The organism is Alkalicoccobacillus plakortidis (genome assembly GCF_023703085.1).
Classification (GTDB): domain Bacteria; phylum Bacillota; class Bacilli; order Bacillales; family Bacillaceae_D; genus Alkalicoccobacillus; species Alkalicoccobacillus plakortidis.
In genome coordinates, this window is the sequence record NZ_JAMQJY010000001.1 from 766,702 (window position 1) to 788,400 (window position 21,699).

Genomic DNA, 21,699 nt, shown 5'->3' on the forward strand with positions numbered 1-21,699 from the left:
ATCTCAAAAACCTCTCCAAGCTTCCTGTTCTTGCTCTGATACTTCTACAGGTTGACTAACTTCGATGATTCGACTGGGCTCATCTTCAACTGGTGTTTCATCATCTGGCTCATCGCCAGGATCAGTTCCCGACGCATCTTCCTCAGGACCTCTTGAAACAACCACTTCAACATTACTGCCTTGATCAAGCATTTCAAAAGGCTCGGGATCTTGACTAATTACTTTCCCTTCTGCGATTGTATCGTTAAATTCAAACGAGAAGCGTCCTCTCAACCCAACATCATTAAAATAAGCTCGTGCGGCATCCTCAGTCTCTCCTTCTAAATTCATTAAACGAATTTGAGACTCAATCGCATACGTAAGGAAAACGGTGGTTGTAGAGGGAACAATACTAGAACCACTAGTCGGCGTTTGACTTAACACCGTACCTTCTGTTTCTTCATTATTTTCACGTGTGACTCGTTCAACATTCACATTTAGCTGCTCAAGTAAACGTTCCGCTTGTTCAATTGGTAAACCAGTATAATCCTCTAGCGTAATCTCTTCCTCTTCACCACTAACCTGAAGCCGCACTGTAGAACCTTCTTTTACTTTTGAACCAGCTCGGGGGTTTTGTGAGGCAACAAGTCCCGCATCAACGGAGTCATCATCTACTTCCTGAATATCTACCGTTAAATTTAGGTCCTCAAGTTTTTGTCGGGCTTCATCTGCCGGCTCTTCAATGACGTCTGGTATAGTCACTTCAGCCACCCTAAACAAATTTGGATAAATGGCAAAAGCCGTTGCTACAACAACTAGAGTAAAAATCGCTGCAAAAATAAGAATAAACAGCCACTTTTTTCGCTTTTTTTGTTTTTTCGGCTTAGCTATTGGTTTGGCTTGATCTGTTTGGTTCTCAGGAACAGTCTTAACGGGTTTAGTTGGCTCTGCAGCGATTGTTTTTTCAAGATCATCAGAATTAGGTAGCTTACCAACAATCGGAATCGCTTTTGTTACTTCATCATTGTCCTCATGTTCATATTTGTAAGGAGATTCATTATACCGATCTGGATCTAGAAGAGTATACGCATCCTCTGCCATTTCTTCTGCCGTTTGATAACGTGCTGCTTGGATCCTTCATAGTAGCCTTTTGGATCATATTCTCCACACTCTGTGGAATGGCTTCATTAATCTGTCTGATTGAAGGCATATCATTCTGCAGATGCTTGATTGCAATTGAAACGGCTGTGTCGCCTGAAAAAGGTAACACTCCTGTTAACATTTCATAAAGAACAATACCTAAAGAATAGATATCAGAACGATAGGTAATGTGCCCTCCACGAGCCTGCTCTGGTGACAAATAATGAACAGAACCCATTACGGAATTGGTATGTGTAATCGTTGCTGCTGACATCGCTCTTGCTATACCAAAATCAGCAACCTTTGCATCTCCATTTTCACTAATGAGTATATTATGAGGTTTGATGTCTCGATGAACGATTTGATTTGCATGGGCATGTGCCATCGCTGCAAGAATTTGTTTTAAATAGTCCAGAGCAACATCAACTTGCAATGGTCCTTCCTGCTGAATCAGTTCTTTTAAAGTCTGACCCTTCACATACTCCATGACAATATAGTAAAGATTATCTTCTTCACCAACATCAAAGATATTGACGATATTTGGGTGCGCTAAACTGGTGGCAGATTGTGCTTCCCGACGAAATCGTTTGATAAACTGTTCATCATCTGAAAACTGTGGCTGTAGAACCTTTACCGCAACATGTCGATCTAGAATGACATCTAGCGCTAAATAGACATTCGCCATCCCTCCGCCGCCAATGCTTTCTATAATTACATAACGGTCACTAATTCGTTGTCCAATCATACGAATCACCCAACCTTGTCAGCAGCTGCGGGAAATCGAACCAAGCGCAATAGAAATATTGTCTTCGCCTCCACGCTCGTTCGCTTGCTGTATAAATGATTTTGATACAGTTTCAACCGAATCGTTTGAGGAAAGTATTGATTGCATATCCGTTAAAGAGAGTTTGTCTGATAAACCATCAGAACATAGAAGCAGGTCCCAAGACCCTTCTAATGGAAGAATCAAAACATCCATTTTAATTGAAGGTTCTGTGCCTAGTGCACGCAAAATGACGTTTTTCCGAGGGTGATTTTCTGCTTCTTCCTCTGAAATCTGCCCAGTTCTTCTAAGCTCCTCCACTAACGAGTGATCGGACGTCTTCTGAGAAAAAGTGTCATCTGTACGTAAATAAGCACGACTATCACCAATATGCCCAATGGCTACATATTCATCGGTACAAATAGCCGCTACAAGTGTTGTACCCATGCCTTGACACTCTTCATGACTATTTGCGTATTCATGAACAGCCTGGTTGATAGCTGAAAATTGCTGCCTCAGCCAATCTTCTGCATCTTTAGCAGAAAGCGGATTTTCAAGTAGCTCCCACGCTTCTTTTAATAAATCCGAGGTCATGCCACTTGCTACATCCCCTGCTCGATGACCACCCATTCCATCAGCCACAAATGCAAGCAATCCAGCATTTGTTGTATAGATTCCACCAGAATCTTCATTATGGGTTCGAACTTGTCCAACATCTGATAAAAAAACATACTCAAGGACGTTTTTCATTCATCCACCTCTTTTAAGAATTCCTTCTAAGTGCTGTAATAAAAAATCCATCAGATTGATAGTCTTGTGGTAATACTGTTAACATACCTTGATTCAAGCGTTTTGACACAATGTGTTTTGGCAAACGTTCACTAATGGTTTCATCTAACGAAAAGTCGGGATTGTTTTGAATAAAGGCTTGAATAGTCTCTTCATTCTCAGCTTTGTCCACTGTGCAGGTACTATATACTAACAGGCCGTCTTTTTTGACACAGGTACTTGCCGCAGCCAAAATATCTGCTTGAATCGTCGCAATTTGTGTCACATCACGCTCAGATTTTGCCCATTTGATATCTGGTTTGCGTTTAAGTACACCAAAACCAGTACAAGGGGCATCTACTAAAACTCGATCATACAACTCTTTGTGGTCAACAAGCTTTCTCGCATCCATTGCCTCTGCTTTAATAATAGATAAGCTCAATCGTTTAGCCTGCTGCTGAATTAACTTCACCTTTTGCGGATGAAGATCTAGTGCCAACACAGACCCTTGATTATTCATTTGCTCGGCCAAATGGGTTGTCTTCCCACCTGGTGCCGCACACGTATCCAATACATCCATTCCTGGTTCCGGTGATAGCGCCAATGCGACCATCATGGAGCTCTCATCCTGAGCTGTCATTAGACCTTGCAAATAGGCCTCAGTCTCAAATACTGGCCCTTTTTCAATAATAATTCCTTCGCTCGTCAATTCGGCAGGCTTCGCTTCAATTCCTTCTTTTTCTAATTGAAGTAAAAGATCATCTCTAGTTGTTTTTGTCTGATTGACTCTCATACTTACTGGTGCAGGCAGTAAATTCTCGATGCACATAGCTCTTGTCTCTTCTTGACCATATTGGCTGATCCAACGTTTAAGTAACCAAACAGGATGACTTGTTTCAATAGATAAACGCTCTATTGGGTCTTGAATATCCTCAAAAGAAGGTCTCTCTGCACGTTGAAAGCCACGTAAGACGCCGTTCACCATGCCACTGATACCTTTATGCCCATTATACTTAGCAATCGTTACTGCCTCATGAACAACCGCACGTTCTGGAACTCGGTCCAAATAAACCATTTGATAGATTGATAAACGAAGAAGAACAAGTACCCATGTATCTAGTTTCTTAAGATCTTTTTTTATTAAAGGTTGCAAGTAAAAATCAAGTGTCAATTTTCTTTGAATGGTGCCATAGACAATTTCAGTCAACAAAGCTGAATCTCGACGATCAAGACCTGCTTTTTTTCGTGTATCATTTAAAAGTAGATGGCTATATGCTTGGTTCTTCTCAATTTTGACCAAGACATCTAATGCTGCTTCACGTACTGTTTTACCCATACTATTCTCCTAACCTTGTTCCAAGAGACAATCTTGATCCTACACCACGATAAAAGGCCGCTGCATCCATCCGTTTTTTACCTGCTGGTTGTAGTTCTATCACTTTAATCCTTTGACCATCGCCAGCTGAAATCACAAGCCCTTCATCACTCAACTCAACGATCTCACCAGGTTGGTGTGTATTTGACGAGGTCTCCACATAATCTGCTTTCCAGATTTTAAGGTTTTGTCCTTCGAGAGTTGTATAAGCAACCGGCCAAGGACTTAACCCACGGATCTGATTATAGAGCTCACGTCCACTTTTATTCCAGTCAAGCTTCTCCATATCACGAGAGATGTTACGAGCAAACGTTGCCTCTGAATCATCTTGTTTAATTGGTGTGATATCCCCTTTTAGTAAACGAGCAATCGTATCTGTTAACAAAGGAGCTCCAACTTTACTAAGCTTATCGTGCAAGCTTCCTACATCATCGGATTCGTCTATTGCTACTCTTGTTTGACTCAGGATATCACCTGCATCTAGTTTTTCTGCCATGTACATAATGGTAATGCCTGTCTCTGCCTCTCCATCTATAATCGCTTGATGAATTGGAGCACCACCTCTATATTTAGGAAGCAGCGACGCATGAACATTTAAACAGTTGAATTTTGGGATGTCTAAAAGCTCTTTAGGCAAAATTTGCCCAAAGGCTGCCGTTACAATTAAATCAGGTTCAAGTTCAGCAACACTTTCCCATTCTAAACGAATCTTTTCTGGCTGAATCACCGGTAATCCTAAACGTTCAGCTTCTATTTTTACTGGTGGTGGTGTCAATTGTTTCTTCCGTCCTACTGGTCGATCTGGTTGTGTCACCACAGCTTTAACTGGATATTTTGAGTGCAATTCCTGGAGGACAGGGACTGCAAAATCTGGCGTTCCCATAAATATAATGTTCATTTTCACACTGCCTTTCGCCTTACATAAAAAAGTAAGGGTGCATATCCAAACTGATTTGAAGATTGCCTTGTGTTGTATCACGCAAATAATGCTTAAGGATCTGTTGCAAAGCCTCAGTCAGCTTGGGTTCATTTTTGTATTTTATCATGCATTGATAGCGATATCTATCTTTTATCCGGGCAATTGGTGAGACGACCGGCCCTAAAATAACCGTTTCACTTCGTAACGTTCGTTTCAAAAAGTCCGTAATTTTTTGTGATTTTTCAATGACATTCGGCAGATCCGGATCAGAGATGGTGACAAGCGCCATAAAACGGTACGGCGGGTAATCGGCAGCTCTACGCTTGGTGCATCTCTGTCTGATAAAATCGCTCATAGTCATGGCCTTTGACAAGCTGGATACTATAATGGTCAGGCGTATACGATTGAAGTAATACCTCTCCTGGACGCTCGTGCCGTCCTGCTCGCCCACTCACTTGCTCTAGCAACTGAAATGTGCGCTCCGCTGAACGAAAATCAGGAATATGCAGCATTGTATCTGCTGCTAACACTCCTACCAAGCGTAATATTTGGAAAATCCAATCCTTTTGCAATCATCTGTGTGCCAAGTAAAATATCAGCCTCTCCGTTCCCAAATGAATCGAGTAATTGCTGATGAGAGCCCTTTGTTCTTGTTGTATCTACATCCATACGAATCACACGAGCTTCGGGCAACACACGTGTGAGCTCTTCTTCTACCTTTTGTGTACCAGAGCCGAAGAAGCGAATGTGTTCACTTTGACATTCAGGACACTTTACAGGCATCGTTTCTTCGTGACCACAATAATGACATTTTAATGAATGATTGCTACGATGATAGGTTAATGAGATATCACAATGCTCACATTGCGGCACATACCCGCAATCTCTACACATCACAAAGGTTGAGTAACCTCGTCTATTTAGAAATAGAACACTTTGTTCGCCACGTTCTAAACGTTTCTTTAGTGCGTCCATCAACGAAGCTGAGAACATAGAGCGATTACCTGATCGTAGCTCGTCCCTCATGTCAACAATCTCAACCGTTGGCATTGGACGATTGTTGACACGGTATTTTAATGAGAGAAGTGTATATACTCCTTTTTGAGCCCGTGCAAACGTCTCAAGAGAAGGGGTTGCACTTCCTAATATAACAGGGCATTGATGGTAAGCACTTCGTTCAATGGCAACTTCTTTTGTGTGGTACCTCGGCATATCCTCTTGTTTATAACTCATTTCATGCTCTTCATCCATAATAATTAAACCGAGATTTCTAAATGGAGCAAATACTGCTGAACGTGCGCCTACGACCACCTTCACTTCACTTCGATGGATCTTGCGCCATTCGTCATATTTCTCGCCCACTGAAAGTCCTGAATGCAAAACGGCTACTTCATTACCAAAACGCGACTTGAAACGCGAGACGATTTGCGGTGTTAGTGAAATCTCTGGTACTAACATGATCGCTTCCTTGCCTTGCTTTAATACAAGATCAATCGTTTGTAGATAGATCTCTGTTTTCCCACTGCCGGTTACCCCATGTAATAAAAACGTCTCACTTCGCTTTTGATGAATTGCGTGCTCAATCGGATAAAATGCCTGCTGCTGTTCATCCGTTAAAGGAAGTGGTGGAGTGGTCTTAACTTCAATGCCTTGAAAGGGATCTCGATACGCTTCTTTCTCCCATTCAATGATGATGTTTTTATCAATCAGAGACTTTAAAACCGCCCTTGTAGAATTTGTTGCTTTTAACACCTCTTGCGAGCGTACAGGTTGTTCCTCTTTTTTTAAAAAGGCGAGTATGTCCTGCTGCTTGTGTGCAGATGCTTTAATGGAGCTTTGGTCTCCGGACTCGTTTAGTTTCACCCATTTTTCCGTTTTTTTCTTACCTTTTTCCTTAACTACATAATGAACAGCTAACTCTCAGCATCGATTGCCTTACGGACTAAACCAAGCTGCCCACCTAACTTTTCAACAGCATCTTTCCAAAGAACAACGGTTTGTTCATGAAAAAGAAACTGAAGCGATTGGTGGAGTAACCTGTAGTCCTTCAAAAGATGTAATTCCTTAATAACCGCTGTTTTTAAAGCGGCAGGAAGCATCGCTTGATAGGCACTAATTTGAAAACATATTGTTTTTTTTGCAAGCCAACCACCTAACTGTAGGAGCTCACTTGTTAAAACAGGAACAGGATCTAATACTTCCTCCACTGCTTTAAGCCTGGTCACATCACTTGTTTCCGTCACTTCCATCACAAATCCTTGAATTTGTCTTGGTCCAAAAGGCACAACAATTCGCATGCCAGGTTGGATGATTTGCTCAAGATGAGATGGAATGAGGTAGTCAAATAATCGATCTGTTTGCGCAGCCGGTACATCAACAATCGTCCTAGCGATCATTTGCCGGATGCTCCAATGCAAAGCTTTTAATTGTTTCTAGAATATGGTTAGCTGCTTGTTTTTTGCTGGCAAGCGGGAAGGATTGTTCTCCACCTTTTCGATCAAAAATGGAAATGATATTAGTATCACCATCAAACCCAGCACCTTCAGCTGAGATATCATTTGCCACAATCAAATCTAAATTCTTTTTCTTTAACTTGCCCTTTGCATATTCTGCAACTCTTTCTGATTCAGCAGCAAAACCTATTAAAAGCTGATCCGCTGTTTTTGTAGATCCGAGTTTCATTAAGATATCCTTGGTTGGCTCAAGCTCAACCATCCATTGGTCTTGTTTCTTTTTATGTTTTTGAGAATAAGTGATCGTCGGATGATAGTCGGCAACTGCTGCTGCTTTAATCGTTACCTCAGCAGATTGAAATTGTTCAGTCACTTGCTGAAACATTTCTTCGGCTGAATTCACCTGTTTAATCGTCACGCCTGCTGGAGGTTCTAAATGAGTAGGACCAGTAACCAAAACAACCTCAGCACCCTTTTCAACAGCAGCTTCAGCCAGAGCAAATCCCATCTTCCCTGATGAATAATTAGAGAAATACCTTACAGGGTCAATTGGTTCACGAGTTGGACCAACGGTGATTAACACTTTTTTCCCCGACCAAAACGGTTCTTTTTGGGCAAATCGAGCCTGCAAAACATTTATTATATCAACTGGTTCAGCCATTCTTCCTTTGCCAATCCATCCACATGCTAAATAACCTGCAGTAGAATCAAGCAATTGATAGCCAAACGTATCAAGCTTTTGCATATTCTCCTGTACTGCAGGATGGTTATACATATTAATATTCATGGTTGGAGCTATGTAAACAGGTGCAAGTGTTGCTAAAACGGTTGTTGTTACCATATCGTCTGCTAGTCCGTTTGCAAGCTTAGCCATAACATTTGCTGTCGCAGGTGCGATTAAACAAATATCGGCCCAGTCTGCAAGATCGATATGAGCGATTTTCTCTGGATTAGGTTCTGTAAATGTATCCACATACACAGGGTTTCTTGATAACGCTTGAAACGTAAGCGGCTGCACAAATTCCTGCGCAGACTTAGTCATCATAACCTTTACCTCGGCACCAGCTTGGACTAATTTACTGGTTAGATCGCAGGCTTTATAGGAGGCAATGCCGCCTGTAACACCAAGTAAGATTTTTTTGCCTTCTAGCATATTCCCCGCCTCTTTCGTCTTTGTCTACTTCCACTATATAAGAAAACAACCTATTTCCGCAAAAATAGGTTGTCAGATCTTTTATTCAAAAGTGTCTTCAGGCTGCAAACGTTCAAATGTTAGATGGTCTTCAACGATTTCTTCCAATGCCATGCCTACTGCTTTATATGATTGAGGCTTCTTAACTAGTGGACCTCTACGAGCATCTTCACTAATTTCACGAGCACGTCTTGATGATACTGTTACTAACGTATACTTTGAATCCAATTTCTCCATTAGAGAATCAATTGATGGATATAACATATATCTATTCAACCTCCACAAGTTCTTTGTATTTTTCAATTAACCGCACTCTTTTACAATGTTCTGCTGTTACTATTGATTTAATGCGATTTACTGCACCATCAACTGCATCATTTTCTACCACATAATCATACATCTTCATCAAATCAATCTCTTCTTTGGCTACAGTCATGCGTTGATCAATAACTTCAGCCGTTTCTGTACCTCGACCAACAATGCGATTTCTTAGCTCCGCTAGACTTGGAGGCATTAAGAAAATGAACACACCTTCAGGGAATCGTTCACGCACTTTCATTGCACCTTGGACTTCAATTTCTAAGATGATATCCTGTCCTTTGTCCAATGTTTCACGAACGTAATCAACTGGTGTACCGTAGAAATTCCCTACATATTCAGCCCATTCGAGTAGCTTATTTTCAGCGATCATCGTTTGGAACTGTTCATGGCTCTTGAAGAAATAGTTGACTCCATCTACTTCACCGGCCCTTGGCTTACGAGTTGTTGCAGAAACTGAATACTGAATGTCGGTTTCTTCTTTACGTAAGGCACCACATACAGTTCCTTTTCCTACTCCCGCGGGACCTGACAAAACTAAAAGCAGGCCTTTTTCTTTTTTCATGTGAACCGTACCTCCATTTTAAACTCTTGCCTTATGAATCGTCGGAATTGTCTTCTTTTACAGTAAGTCGCTGAGCCACTGTTTCTGGCTGAACGGCACTTAAGATTACATGATCACTGTCAGCAACAATCACTGCACGTGTTCTGCGTCCATAAGTAGCATCAATCAGCATATTCCGGTCGCGCGCATCTTGGATAATACGTTTAATCGGTGCAGATTCCGGGCTCACGATTGAGATAATCCGGTTCGCTGAAACAATGTTGCCAAATCCTATATTTATTAAACGTATACTCATAGTGGCATCCCCCTGTCTAATTGATCCGTCTCTACGTTTGCTCTTATCCTGTTATTATACCAAAAAATTCCTTATTTTATACGAGTCACATACTACACATACGTTTATATTTTTAAAAGTAATGAATTATGTAAGGAGATCGCATCTCTTCTATTCTAACGGACTTTCTCTAGAACAACAAGTATGCATCTGCTTTTCCTTTGTGTTTGTGTGTGAAAAGAGGTTTGGGAGGTCCATATAATGGGTAATCAGCATCATCTCCACTCCCAGGATGGGGCACGCTTTCCGCGGGACTGCGCACGCCTAAACCGGCTACGCCATTTTAGTTCAACCTTGCCCTCTAGTAACGCTGAAGTCGGCCTTCCCCACCCAGTCCGCTAGGTGAGAGCGACTAAATTTTTGCGAATGACCAATTTAAATATTTGTTTGTGACGTAGTAAAAAAATGAAATAGATGACACAGAAGTATTTAATAGATCAAAGATCCTAGGACATAACCATATAGAAAGAAAAACAATTTGAATCAATCGCAAACGCAAAACTGCGGTAGAAATTTACTAATCTCTCCGTCATTCAATCTCCCTTACTTTGGTTGGGGTAACATACTCTCTTATTTCTGATGACAAAAAAACCAAACCATTATGTAAATCAAACAACATAATGGTTCGGTTTTAGTGATACTTAAACATTTTTGCAAATGCCTCTTGGATTCAAATTATGAAGTAACAAAAGCTTCAATCTTTCCAATCTATTACTTCGTTCTCTTAACCAACTGAAAGCCACCTAGTACAACGGTTGGGATGGCGGCTAAGCCTAGAACTAGTAGCCACTCTCTGAAAGATACTGGTACTGTGTGGAATACTGGTTGTAGTGCTGGATATACAAAACGGCAAGCATTAATAGTGTGGAGATGATAACAGCCACAACTAAATACATATTTTCAAATGGATTGCGGTGATAGACTGAGTATTCACTTCTACAATCAAAAACATGAATCAGTTGAGCCATAACTAACGTTAAAAAGGCAATTGTTTGAGCACGAGTGAGGTCTCCATCATGCTCCTGATAGACTAACCAAAATGCTGCAAGTGTAACGACTCCTATCATAAAACCACGACTTAAAATTTTCCACGTTAAACCTCGTGCAAATACACCTTCATTTGGACTTCTAGGCTTCCGTTTCATAACATCGCCTTCTGCTTGGTCCATTCCAAGTGCCATAGCTGGTAGTCCATCTGTTACAAGATTAACCCATAAGATTTGAATGGCGGCAAGCGGCAACGGTAACCCGAGTATCATCGCAAACAGCATCACTAATATTTCTCCAACATTTGATGCAAGCATATAGCGAATGAATTTACGGATATTTTCGTAAATGTTCCGCCCCTCTTTGATCGCTTCTTTGATGGTTGCAAAGTTATCATCACTTAAAATTAAGGATGAGGCTTCCTTAGCTACATCAGTTCCTGTCATACCCATGGCAATTCCAATGTTCGCTGCTTTGATGGTTGGAGCATCATTTACTCCATCTCCTGTCATCGCAACGATATGTCCATTCGCCTGCAGCGCTTGCACAATACGAAGTTTATGTTGTGGAGACACTCTGGCAAACACATACATCTTATCAATTTGTTCTGTTAATTCCTCATCAGATAGTTTGGATAACATCTGACCATCTACAACTGCTCCATTTGGCGGCAGGATATCTAGTTGCTTGGCAATCGCCGTTGCGGTTATTTTGTGATCTCCAGTAATCATAATCGTTCGAATACCTGCTTCTCTACATTCTGCAATAGATCCCTTCACTTCAGGTCTTGGTGGGTCAATCATCGCTTGAATCCCAATAAAAGTGAGGTCTTTTTCTGATTGTTCGGCGGTTTGGATTGTTTCAGATGGTGTTAACACACGGAACGCAATCGCAATCGTGCGTAGTGCCTCACTAGCCATCGATGCAACCGCCTGCTCTAGTTCATTTCTACCTTCAGCACTCATTCGTTCACTTCGGCTTTGTTTCAGAATTAAGCTTGTTTTTGCCGTGATGACATCCGGTGCTCCTTTTGTAATTAAAATACGTTGTCCGGACCGATCTTTTACCACCACACTCATCATCTTACGTGTCGAGTCAAACGGAAATTCATGAATGACTTGGTATTGTTTTGACAGACCTTTTTTACTGTATCCTGCTTTTAAAGCAGCTACAACAAGGGCTCCTTCTGTTGGATCTCCATCTAAAACAAATCGTGTTTTAGAACGACCAAATCGTTTTTCTTCGTTTTTTTCTGTAATTTCTGCGTGGCTTGCTAATAAACCAAAACTTAAAAGTTGAGCCAACTCTCGATTTTGTTCAGGTAGTACTTTTTTTCCATTTTCCTCAAAATGACCACTAGGCTCATAGCCTGTTCCAGTCACATCCCAATACCTTCCACCACTCCATAGCTTTGTAACGGTCATTTTATTTTGCGTTAGTGTACCTGTTTTATCTGAGCAAACAACTGATGCGCAACCTAGCGTTTCAACTGCGGGTAGTTTGCGTACGATTCCTTTTCGCTTAATCATTCTTTGTACACCAAGTGCCAGTGCTACTGTAACAATGGTTGGAAGTCCTTCTGGAATTGCTGCAACGGCTAGTGATACCCCACTTAAAAACATTGTGTTTAACTCATGACCTTGCAACAATCCGATAACAACCACCAATGCTGTTAAAAGCAAGGCAACAGCGATTAGCATTTTTCCTAATTGCTCTAATCGAAGTTGAAGTGGTGTGACAAGTGTTTCTGTTGTTTGAAGTAGATGTGCTATCTTGCCCATTTCCGTTTTCATACCCGTGCCAATGACTACACCTTGCCCATTACCTTGTGTAATCATCGTACCCATAAATAACATATTTTCTTGATCGCCTATTTCCAGGTCAATGGCATCGAGGCTCTGACTTTTTTTATGCACCGGAACAGATTCGCCTGTTAAAGACGCCTCGTCCACTCGAAGCTCATTCGTTTGAATTAAGCGTATATCCGCACCAATGCGGTCTCCACTCTCAAGTCTAACAAGATCTCCTGGCACAACTTCTGCTGAAGGGGTTTTAACCCATTCCGCATCACGCTTCACCATCATTTGCGGAGCAGAAAGTTCTTTTAACGCATCCAATGACTTTTCAGCTTTTCGTTCTTGAACATAACCTAAAATACCATTTAATAACACAATACACATAATCGTTATTGCATCAATCACTTCACCAATTAATCCAGAGATTAATGTTGCGGCAAGCAGCACCAATACCATAAAATCTTTGAATTGAGCGATAAACACAAGAATGGCTGGTGTCTTTTTTCCTTCGTCTAACTTATTAGGTCCTACTTGATTCAATCGCTTTTTTGCTTCCTTGCTACTTAAACCAACCTCCAAATTGGACCCGGTTTTGCTAATAACGTCTTCTGCTTTTTCACGATACCAACTCATCTAGACACCTCACATACAGCTTGGCTTCATTTGGCCAAGCAGTCTCTTATACAAGCCATCTTATTCAGTCAGAGACCAAAACATGCTATACTCGTGGAAGTGAGTTTTTTAAGAGGTGATGAGAATGTCCTTTGATGGTGTCATGACAAGAGCTGTCATTCATGAATGTGCAAATCAGTTGGCCAATGGCCGTATATCTAAAATTTATCAACCGTTTAAGACAGAGCTTATTTTTACCATTCGGGCAAACGGGAAAAATCATTCCTTGCTGCTTTCGGCAAATGCAAACTTTGCAAGAGCCCATTTAACCGAAGAAAAATATGATAATCCGTCTGTTCCACCAATGTTCTGTATGCTTTTACGTAAACATTTAGAAGGCGGCATTATTCGCGCCATTCATCAAGATCAAATGGACCGTATCATCCATATTGATGTGACGAATAAGGATGAACTTGGGGATGAGAAAGAACGTCGATTGATTATTGAAATTATGGGGCGCCATAGTAATATCATGCTTATTGATCCGGAAACCCAAGTGATCATTGATAGTATTAAGCATGTTCGACTAGATCAAAGTAGTTATCGTACAGTTGGTCCGGGACAAGTATACAAACGACCGCCTGAACAAAATAAGCTAGATGTAACTGCCGCAACCGAAGATGATGTGCTAAAACGAATTGATTTTAACGCAGGTAAGCTTTCTAGTCAGCTTGTTGAGCAGTTTGCAGGGTTGTCTCCACTATTATCTGAGGAAATTGTTTATGTAGCTTGGATGGCGAATCGAGAAAGCTTACCAAAAGCCTTTGCGAGTGTTCTTAAACCCATTCTTTCGCACAACTATCAGCCAGAGATGATTATTACGGATAACAAGGAGTACTTTTCAAGTATTTCGATGACCCATCTAACAGGAAAAAGATTAACGTTTCCGAGTATCAGCCAGCTTTTAGACCGATATTTTTACGGAAAAGCTGAACGTGATCGTGTTAGACAGCAGGCATTTGACTTGGAACGCTTCCTACGAAATGAATGGCAAAAGAATAAACGTAAACTGAAAAAGTTACGTAAAACATTAACAGATGCTGATCAGGCTGCCATCTATCAAAAGTCCGGTGAGTTGCTAACAGCAAATCTTTATCAAATTAAAAAAGGCGATTCAAGTGTTGACGTAATAGACTATTATGCTGAAGATGGACAAACCGTTTCGATAGAGCTTGATCCGCGAAAAAGTCCTTCAGATAATGCACAGTCTTATTTCAAACGCTATAACAAAGCAAAGAATTCAATACTAGCTGTGCAGCAACAGTTATCGTTAACTGAAAAAGAAATGGACTACCTTGATGGATTACTTCAGCAAATGGATAGTGCGTCTCCAAAGGACTTACAAGAGATTCGTGAGGAATTAATGGAGGAAGGCTATATCAAACGAAAACAGTCGAAGAAACCTCATAAAAAGAAAAAAGAGGTTAAACCTCAGCTTGGAACGCTATCAATCATCTACAGGGATTGAGTTTTTAGTAGGTAAAAATAACACCCAAAATGAATACCTAACAAACCGTATGGCACGCCAAGACGAGATCTGGTTTCATACGAAAGACATACCCGGTTCTCATGTTGTTATTCGCTCAACTGAACCTGATGAACAAACCATTAAAGAGGCCGCAGGGGTGGCCGCCTTTTTCAGTAAGGCACGACTTTCTTCCTCTGTACCAGTCGATTACACACGCATTCGCTTTGTAAAAAAACCAAACGGTGCAAAACCAGGTTATGTGACCTACGATAACCAAACAACCGTTTTTGTTACACCAGATGAAGATCAAGTGATGAGTTTGAGAGCAAAGTAATTCAAAAGAGGCTTAGCACTTAAAAGAATGTAAACAAAAAGCAACGAACGATCCATTGTAGGATCGTTCGTTGTTTGGTTGGTCTGTACATTATGCGGAGATTACAAAGAAGTTTAGGAGTTATCTGAATATGGGTTCTTCGCTATCGCTCCCAAAAATGGGGGCCGAGTGACAATACACTTTTAGAAAATAAAGCACTACTATCAAAGGAAACTCCTCGCCTTGCAGTTGTGGAAGATTTTACTGTAGCGATACCGTTCATTTTATTCTTTAATTTTTTGTCATTTCATCTAGCAGGAGTTGTTCTCTTCCAGCATCGTTGTTTGTTTTAAAATTTATATATATGACTTTTCGAGCTTTTTTAAATCTAATTACTCACTCATCCACTCTTCGGATTGAGGATTTTTCCTCCACTGCGCAAGCATCGTTTGCTCGCGTTCGCTTATTAAGTCGGCATCCTTTGCGACTTGAATAAGTGTTGTGTAGTCGGTTAACACTTGTGCTTGAATGTCATTTTCGTTTAGGTTATCTATAGCCTTTTGTAATTCATATGTAAAGATAGCTGCTACACCAAGGACAACGCCATCGTCTTCACGAATCGCGTCTACCGCAGACAACGAGCTCCCACCAGTAGAGATTAAATCTTCAATGACAACAACCTTTTGCCCAAGCTTCCAACTTGCCTTCAATTCTTTTTTGTTTGCCATGACCTTTGGCACTACCTCTCACATAAATCATTGGTAAATCAAGTAGGCCACTCACCCATGCTGCATGCGGAATGCCAGCTGTAGCCGTACCTGCAATCACATCTACATCTGCGTAGTTAGTCTTAATTAAGTCAGCAAGTCCCTTTGCAATCTCTTGGCGAACAGCCGGATACGATAATGTAAGACGGTTATCACAATAAATAGGAGATTTCATCCCAGAGCTCCATGTAAAAGGTTCGTTAGGTTTTAAGCTCACCGCTCCGATTGATAATAGTTTCTCTGCGACGGTTGTTTTGATTGTCATGCGTATCTCTCCCATTCTTGTTTCATCATTTGATAGGCTGTTTGCGGGTTTTCTGCTTGTGTAATACTACGCCCTACCACAATACCCAGCTCCCATTTTGTCTCGCTTGTGCAGGAGTTACGATTCGCTGCTGGTCAGCTATGTCATCTCCGGCCATACGAATGCCCGGTGTAACGGTTAAGAAATCAGTTCCGCATACTTCATGTACCTTTTGCACTTCAAGAGCTGAACAGACGATCCCATCTAAACCTGATTGTGCTGTCATTTGTGCATAGTGTGCCACTCACATCTTCCATAGGCTGTTGAATTAAAAGCTCATTTACGAGCATCTGCTCACTTGTGCTTGTCAGCTGTGTCACACCAATAAGCTTAGCACGCTGTTGGCCACTTTTCGTTCCCGCTTCTAGCCCCTCACGTGCAGCTGCCATCATTTTTTGTCCTCCGGCGGCATGAACATTCACAAGATCAATTTCAAGAGTAGCTAAGGCCTTCATCGCCTGATGAACTGTGTTTGGAATATCATGTAGCTTAAGATCTAGAAAAATCCGATGACCTTTTTGCTTTAATTCCTCAATCACTGTTGCCCCTTCACGGTAAAAACCTTCCATCCCTATTTTCAGATCAAGTGGTTCTTCACCAAAACCTTCAAGAAAATGTTGACGTTTCTCGCGACTCTCAAAATCAAGCGCAATAATTAATGGAGACTGCATGTTTCTCTCCAACTCCCTCCAATAATATCTTCAACGGAATCAACACCTAATTCATCAAGCATGGCGGGAAGCTTTTTAATTAATGTTGGGCAAATAGTTGGATCAACAAAATTTGCTGTACCCACTGCTACGGCACTTGCACCAGCAAGCAAAAACTCAATGACATCCTCAACCGTTTGCACTCCACCCATCCCAATAATCGGAATCTCAACTGCTTGACTAACCTGATGAATCATCCGAATGGCAACTGGTTTAATAGCTGGGCCTGATAAACCACCGTACTGATTTGCTAAAATGGGTTTCCTAGTTCGAATATCAATCCGCGATCCAAGTAAGGTATTAATCATAGACAGACCATCGGCGCCGGCAGCTTCTACAGCTTTAGCCATTGTGACGATATCGGCAATATTAGGGGAAAGCTTCACATAAACAGGTACGGATGAAACTCGTTTCACTTCACGAGTTAATTCTGCTGCAACTTCTGGAATGGTTCCAAATGCAATCCCGCCTTTTTTAACATTTGGACAGGAAATATTTAATTCAAGGGCATGAACATTTTCAACTTTAGAAATGGTTTCAGCTACCTCAATGTAATCGTCCATCTCAGAACCTGCCACATTTGCCAGAATCGGTACGTCATAGTTTGCAAGCCTAGGAAGCTCATTTTGGATAACCGCATGTAATCCTGGATTTTGTAAACCAATCGCGTTAAGCATGCCTGCTTTTGTCTCCGCTACTCGAGGAGTAGGATTGCCAAAGCGTGGCTCTGCCGTTGTTGCTTTGATCGCAATCGCACCAAGTTCACTTAGGTCATAAAACTCAGCATATTCTTTTCCAAATCCAAAGCAACCTGATGCAGGCATAATCGGATTTTTCATGGAAAGCCCCGGAATATTCACCTGTAATCGACTCATAAAACAACCTCCCCTACTGGAAAGACCGGTCCATCGGTACATACTTTACGATAAACCACGCCGTCTGGATCGGCTTCAATATGACAGACACAGGCGAAACATGCACCAATGCCACAGCCCATTCTTTCCTCTAATGATAAAAATACACGCTGCTCGCGATACCTCTGTGTGAGTGAGGCAAGCATCGGTGTTGGTCCACAGGAATAAAGCACATCAAATGATAATTCATGTTTATCGATCGCATCTGTCACAAAACCCTTAACTCCAAAAGAGCCATCGACTGTTGCTACATAAACAGGACCAAGCTTTTGGAATTCCTGTTCATAAAACACATCCTGCTCCGATTGAAAGCCGAGTACCGTTGTGACGTGTACGCCTTTTTTCACTAACTCTTTACCTAGGTAATAGAGTGGTGGCACACCAATGCCTCCACCAACAAGCAAAACCGATTCTCCCGGCTTTGCTTCATCTACCGGAAAACCGTGCCCAAGCGGTCCTAACGTGTCAATAGAAGTATCCGATGTCTTGGTAGAAAGGCGAGTTGTACCCTCGCCCTCTGCACGGTAAATCATTTTCATTTCATTTTTTTCTAGATCTACATCACAAATACTTATGGGGCGTCTTAAGAGTAAATCATCATATTCATCAATTTTTACATGTAAAAATTGTCCTGGCTCACGCATCTCTTGAACTAGCTCTCCTGAACATGTTAATTCAAAAATGTTGCGGGCGATCGTACGTTGTTTAACAATATTCAGCATACCTCTTTTTTTCAACTAAACGACCTCCCTTTAAGCCTTTGTCTGCATTGCAGGCATACTCTCTGATGAGAATGTAATGGATTCAAGCACTCGAAGTAACGCATCTGCCGTATCAATAGAAGTTAAACATACAACTCCATTTTCAACAGATTCTCGGCGTATACGGAATCCATCTCTTGCCGTTTGTTTTCCTCTAGTTAGGGTGTTAATTACAAATTGGGCATGCCCTTGACGAATGGTATCAAGCAAGTGTGGCTTTTCTTCACCAATTTTATTAACTACCTGCACAGGAATTCCTGCTTCTTTAATCAGTTTGGCAGTTCCAGCCGTTGCCTGTAGGCTATAACCAATTCGGTGGAAGCGATGAACTAAACTCATTGCCTCTTCCTTGTCTTTGTCAGCAATTGTGAATAGAACAGAACCGTGAGTCGGAATCTTCATTCCAGAAGCTATAAGCCCTTTGTACAATGCTTTTTCAAGTGTTGTATCACGACCCATCACTTCTCCTGTTGATTTCATCTCTGGTCCGAGTGTGATATCAACTCGACGCAGCTTAGCAAATGAGAACACAGGCACTTTTACTGAAACTTCTTTTGGTTCTGGCTGATAGCCGGTTTCATACCCTAACTCTGGCAGTGATTTTCCAAGCATAACCTTAGTCGCCAGATTCGCCATTGATACACCTGTAATTTTACTTAGGAACGGAACCGTACGGCTAGAGCGTGGGTTCACCTCAAGCACATAGACATCGTCCTTATGCCAAACAAACTGGATATTCAACAGTCCAACAATTTTAAGTCCGCGAGCAATTGCAATCGTACGGTCAATTAAACGCTGTTTAAGCTCTTCTGGCACAGATTGTGACGGATAGACGGCAATCGAATCACCAGAGTGAACACCTGCACGCTCAATATGCTCCATGATACCTGGGATAAAAACATTTTCTCCATCGGAAATCGCATCTACTTCTAGCTCTTTTCCGGTTAGGTAACGGTCAATGAGAACCGGGTGCTTTGGATTTACTTTTACGGCATTTGCCATGTAATTTAACAGCTCTGCCTCTTTATACACAATCTCCATTGCTCGTCCTCCAAGTACATAAGAAGGTCGAACCAACACTGGATAGCCGATGTCTGTAGCAATCACTACTGCTTCCTCAACAGAAGTAGCTGTGCGTCCTAAAGGTTGCGGAATATCAAGCTCAATTAAGGCTTGTTCAAACTTATCTCGATTCTCGGCACGATCCATGTTTTCAAGTGATGTTCCGATAATTTTCACACCACGAGCCTCAAGTTCATCTGCCAGGTTAATCGCCGTTTGCCCACCAAACTGAACAATCACGCCTTCTGGTTGTTCCAGATCAACCACATGCATTACATCTTCAATGGTTAAAGGTTCAAAGTAGAGCTTATCAGATGTACTAAAATCAGTTGAGACAGTTTCCGGATTATTATTCATAATGATCGCTTCATAACCCGCTTCACGGATGGCCCACACTGAGTGTACAGTTGCATAATCAAACTCAATTCCTTGACCAATACGGATAGGTCCAGAACCCAGAACTAGGATGCTTTTTTGCTCTGTACGATGCGATTCATTTTCTTGTTCATATGTCCCGTAGAAATAAGGTGTGTTCGATTCAAATTCTGCTGCACACGTATCAACCATCTTATATACAGGAACAATTCCTTTATCTTTGCGTGTTTGGTATAATTCTGATTCCTCCATACCCCAAATTCTTGCTAGGTACGAATCGGCAAATCCCATACGTTTCGCTTTATATAAAAGCTCGTCATTGTTACGATTTTCTAGTAACTCATGTTCAAGTTGAACGATGCGCTCAAGTTTTTGCAAGAAGAAGAAATCAATTTTTGTGCAGTCATGTAACTGCTCAAGCTCAATACCACGACGCAGCAGCTCAGCTAAAGCAAACATACGCTGATCATCGGGTCGTGAAATTTTCTTTAACAGATCTTCTGTTGAGAGTGCAGGCATGTCGGGATCAATCAAGTGGTCATATCCTGCTTCAAGTGAACGAACGGCTTTTAAAATCGATTCTTCAAACGAGCGACCAATTGCCATTACCTCGCCGGTTGCTTTCATTTGTGTTCCCAAACGACGATTGGCTGCTTCGAATTTATCAAACGGCCAACGTGGAATTTTAGTAACGACATAATCCAGTGCCGGTTCAAAGCTTGCATAGGTTGTTCCCGTAATTGGATTCTTTAACTCATCTAGGCTGTAACCAACAGCAATTTTGGCAGCCATTTTAGCAATCGGATATCCAGTCGCCTTTGATGCCAAAGCTGAAGACCTACTTACACGAGGATTCACCTCAATAATATAATAATCATTACTATCCGCATCGAGTGCAAATTGGACGTTACACCCTCCTTCAATACCTAATGCACGGATAATGGAAAGAGAGGAATTACGCAGCATCTGATAATCACGATCGGTTAACGTTTGGCTTGGCGCTGCAACGATAGAATCGCCTGTGTGTACGCCAACCGGATCAAAGTTTTCCATATTACAAACCACAATCGCTTGGTTTTTGCTATCTCGCATTACTTCATATTCAACTTCTTTAAAACCAGCAATGCTTTTCTCCACTAAGCATTGTGTCACAGGACTGTATTTTAACCCACTAGTAACAATTTCAGTTAGTTCCTCTTCATTGTGAACAATTCCACCACCTGTGCCTCCTAGTGTATACGCTGGACGCACAATTACTGGATAACCAATGGTTTTGACAAAATGAAGAGCCTCTTCAAGCGTATGAACAATCTCACTTTCTGGAACCGGCTCATTTAATTCATACATAAGCGAGCGGAATTGCTCACGATCTTCAGCCTGTTGGATGGCATCTAGCTTTGTTCCAAGAAGTTCAATTTTGTAAGTATCAAGAATACCTGATTGTTCAAGCTCCATCGCCATGTTTAGGCCTGTCTGTCCACCTAATGTTGCTAAAATACCATCCGGTTGCTCTTGACGAATGATTCGGCTAACAAATTCAAGTGTGATCGGTTCAATATACACTCGATCAGCCATTGTTGTATCCGTCATGATTGTAGCTGGGTTGGAGTTAATCAAAATGACTTCATAACCTTCTTCTTTTAATGCCTGACATGCTTGTGTTCCGGCATAATCAAACTCTGCAGCCTGACCGATTACAATTGGACCTGATCCTATTACCAAAATTTTATTTATATCTGTTCGTTTCCCCACGCTGCTCATCCC

Annotated in this window: 12 protein-coding genes and 5 pseudogenes; 1 reads left to right on the forward strand and 16 read right to left on the reverse strand. The window is 41.5% G+C overall.

Annotation, left to right across the window (positions count from 1 at the left end):
• Positions 1-3: 3 nt before the first annotated feature.
• From NDM98_RS04185 to NDM98_RS04235, 11 genes and pseudogenes are all read right to left on the reverse strand, one after another.
• Positions 4-1,080, reverse strand: coding sequence for a PASTA domain-containing protein (locus NDM98_RS04185; protein WP_251604852.1), 1,077 nt, complete (start codon positions 1,078-1,080; stop codon positions 4-6).
• On the reverse strand, positions 1,037-1,864 hold the full coding sequence (gene pknB, locus NDM98_RS04190) for a Stk1 family PASTA domain-containing Ser/Thr kinase (protein WP_251604854.1): 828 nt from the start codon (positions 1,862-1,864) through the stop codon (positions 1,037-1,039). The genes NDM98_RS04185 and pknB overlap by 44 nt, the downstream gene beginning before the upstream one ends.
• 18 nt (positions 1,865-1,882) lie before the next feature.
• Complete coding sequence (locus tag NDM98_RS04195; RefSeq protein ID WP_251604856.1) at positions 1,883-2,632, reverse strand: Stp1/IreP family PP2C-type Ser/Thr phosphatase; 750 nt, start codon at positions 2,630-2,632, stop codon at positions 1,883-1,885.
• A gap of 13 nt (positions 2,633-2,645) precedes the next feature.
• Complete coding sequence (rsmB, locus tag NDM98_RS04200; protein WP_251604858.1) at positions 2,646-3,986, reverse strand: 16S rRNA (cytosine(967)-C(5))-methyltransferase RsmB; 1,341 nt, start codon at positions 3,984-3,986, stop codon at positions 2,646-2,648.
• Position 3,987: 1 nt separating this feature from the next.
• On the reverse strand, positions 3,988-4,923 hold the full coding sequence (fmt, locus tag NDM98_RS04205) for a methionyl-tRNA formyltransferase (protein ID WP_251604860.1): 936 nt from the start codon (positions 4,921-4,923) through the stop codon (positions 3,988-3,990).
• A 19-nt stretch (positions 4,924-4,942) separates the two neighbouring features.
• A pseudogene (gene priA, locus NDM98_RS04210) lies at positions 4,943-7,340 on the reverse strand (primosomal protein N').
• On the reverse strand, positions 7,330-8,550 hold the full coding sequence (coaBC, locus tag NDM98_RS04215; RefSeq protein ID WP_251604862.1) for a bifunctional phosphopantothenoylcysteine decarboxylase/phosphopantothenate--cysteine ligase CoaBC: 1,221 nt from the start codon (positions 8,548-8,550) through the stop codon (positions 7,330-7,332). Before coaBC ends, priA begins: the two are co-directional and overlap by 11 nt.
• An 81-nt stretch (positions 8,551-8,631) precedes the next feature.
• Positions 8,632-8,853: a DNA-directed RNA polymerase subunit omega gene (gene rpoZ / locus NDM98_RS04220; protein WP_251604864.1), complete on the reverse strand. Its 222-nt coding sequence runs from the start codon at positions 8,851-8,853 to the stop codon at positions 8,632-8,634.
• A 4-nt stretch (positions 8,854-8,857) separates the two neighbouring features.
• A complete protein-coding gene (gene gmk, locus NDM98_RS04225; RefSeq protein WP_251604866.1) occupies positions 8,858-9,472 on the reverse strand; it encodes a guanylate kinase in 615 nt (204 codons plus the stop codon).
• Between the two features lie 31 nt (positions 9,473-9,503).
• Positions 9,504-9,767: an extracellular matrix/biofilm regulator RemA gene (gene remA, locus NDM98_RS04230; RefSeq protein WP_251604868.1), complete on the reverse strand. Its 264-nt coding sequence runs from the start codon at positions 9,765-9,767 to the stop codon at positions 9,504-9,506.
• A gap of 750 nt (positions 9,768-10,517) precedes the next feature.
• A pseudogene (locus NDM98_RS04235) lies at positions 10,518-13,222 on the reverse strand (cation-translocating P-type ATPase).
• 124 nt (positions 13,223-13,346) lie between these two features.
• Here NDM98_RS04235 and NDM98_RS04240 point away from each other — a divergent pair.
• Positions 13,347-15,063 (forward strand): annotated as a pseudogene (locus tag NDM98_RS04240) (Rqc2 family fibronectin-binding protein).
• 371 nt (positions 15,064-15,434) lie between these two features.
• Here NDM98_RS04240 and pyrE read toward each other — a convergent pair.
• The 5 genes and pseudogenes from pyrE to carB form a co-directional block, all read right to left on the reverse strand.
• A pseudogene (gene pyrE, locus NDM98_RS04245) lies at positions 15,435-16,068 on the reverse strand (orotate phosphoribosyltransferase).
• A 2-nt stretch (positions 16,069-16,070) separates the two neighbouring features.
• Positions 16,071-16,784: pseudogene (gene pyrF, locus NDM98_RS04250) on the reverse strand (orotidine-5'-phosphate decarboxylase).
• The gene (locus tag NDM98_RS04255) at positions 16,769-17,698 is read right to left on the reverse strand and encodes a dihydroorotate dehydrogenase (protein ID WP_251604870.1); all 930 of its coding nucleotides are present in this window, start codon (positions 17,696-17,698) and stop codon (positions 16,769-16,771) included. The pseudogene pyrF and the gene NDM98_RS04255 overlap by 16 nt, the downstream one beginning before the upstream one ends.
• Positions 17,695-18,459 (reverse strand): dihydroorotate dehydrogenase electron transfer subunit, encoded by a 765-nt coding sequence (locus tag NDM98_RS04260; RefSeq protein ID WP_251608934.1) that lies wholly within the window; start codon positions 18,457-18,459, stop codon positions 17,695-17,697. The genes NDM98_RS04255 and NDM98_RS04260 overlap by 4 nt, the downstream gene beginning before the upstream one ends.
• 30 nt (positions 18,460-18,489) lie before the next feature.
• Positions 18,490-21,687 (reverse strand): carbamoyl-phosphate synthase large subunit, encoded by a 3,198-nt coding sequence (carB, locus tag NDM98_RS04265; RefSeq protein ID WP_251604872.1) that lies wholly within the window; start codon positions 21,685-21,687, stop codon positions 18,490-18,492.
• Positions 21,688-21,699: the final 12 nt, after the last annotated feature.

Excerpts from the sequence above, each read along its gene's own strand:
- NDM98_RS04255 (WP_251604870.1), bottom strand. The coding sequence starts at position 17,698 with ATGAGTCGATTACAGGTGAATATTCCGGGGCTTTCCATGAAAAATCCG.
- rsmB (WP_251604858.1), bottom strand. The coding sequence starts at position 3,986 with ATGGGTAAAACAGTACGTGAAGCAGCATTAGATGTCTTGGTCAAAATT.
- coaBC (WP_251604862.1), bottom strand. The coding sequence starts at position 8,550 with ATGCTAGAAGGCAAAAAAATCTTACTTGGTGTTACAGGCGGCATTGCC.
- rpoZ (WP_251604864.1), bottom strand. The coding sequence starts at position 8,853 with ATGTTATATCCATCAATTGATTCTCTAATGGAGAAATTGGATTCAAAG.
- pknB (WP_251604854.1), bottom strand. The coding sequence starts at position 1,864 with ATGATTGGACAACGAATTAGTGACCGTTATGTAATTATAGAAAGCATT.
- NDM98_RS04260 (WP_251608934.1), bottom strand. The coding sequence starts at position 18,459 with ATGCTGAATATTGTTAAACAACGTACGATCGCCCGCAACATTTTTGAA.
- gmk (WP_251604866.1), bottom strand. The coding sequence starts at position 9,472 with ATGAAAAAAGAAAAAGGCCTGCTTTTAGTTTTGTCAGGTCCCGCGGGA.
- NDM98_RS04195 (WP_251604856.1), bottom strand. The coding sequence starts at position 2,632 with ATGAAAAACGTCCTTGAGTATGTTTTTTTATCAGATGTTGGACAAGTT.
- fmt (WP_251604860.1), bottom strand. The coding sequence starts at position 4,923 with ATGAACATTATATTTATGGGAACGCCAGATTTTGCAGTCCCTGTCCTC.
- NDM98_RS04185 (WP_251604852.1), bottom strand. The coding sequence starts at position 1,080 with ATGGCAGAGGATGCGTATACTCTTCTAGATCCAGATCGGTATAATGAA.
- remA (WP_251604868.1), bottom strand. The coding sequence starts at position 9,767 with ATGAGTATACGTTTAATAAATATAGGATTTGGCAACATTGTTTCAGCG.